Origin of the sequence: Methanobrevibacter cuticularis (assembly GCF_001639285.1) — an archaeon.
GTDB lineage: Archaea > Methanobacteriota > Methanobacteria > Methanobacteriales > Methanobacteriaceae > Methanobaculum > Methanobaculum cuticulare.
Genome location: NZ_LWMW01000063.1, coordinates 1 through 621, shown reverse-complemented (window position 1 = coordinate 621; position 621 = coordinate 1). Strand labels below are relative to the sequence as shown.

General features: G+C 31.4%; 1 protein-coding gene. It reads left to right on the top strand.

The genetic code is table 11. The annotated features are described in order from the left end of the window. Positions 1-621, top strand: a 621-nt coding sequence (locus MBCUT_RS11175; protein WP_169805362.1) for a hypothetical protein, incomplete at both ends; no start/stop codon positions are given.

Genomic DNA, 621 nt, shown 5'->3' with positions numbered 1-621 from the left:
AAACAACACTGCAACTAATTATGGTGATGCATATCTAAATGGAACTGATAGTGTTAATTTGATTGATAATTGTACTTTTGAAAACAACACTGCAACTTATGAAACTAGTACTGCATTAACTGTTGTTTCAGGTAATGGACAAATCACAATAACAGCAACAGTCACAAATAAAGATACAGACGAACTATTATCTGGTGAGAAGGTTTATTTCTATGTTAATGGTAAAGAAGTAGGTTCAGCAACCACCGATAAAAATGGAGAAGCAAGATTCACTTACAGCGTACCAAAAACAGCTAACTACAGCATCTATGCAAAAACCCAACAAACAACAATAACCAACGATACTGGAAACTACACATTCAAAGAATCAACAAGTGTAACAAAAACCTTAAATGTTAACAAACCACTAACACCAGCAAAAATAAAAGTTTACAGCAAAAAAACAACTTCAAAAAAGACCAAAAAACACAAAATCTACTACATAACATACTCAATCAAAAACTACGGAGAAAAAACAGGTTCAAAGACTTTCACAAAATCACTCAAAAAAATACTCAAAAAACACAAAATCTACAAAATACAAACAACAAAAAACACCAAATACAACTACAACAAAGCATC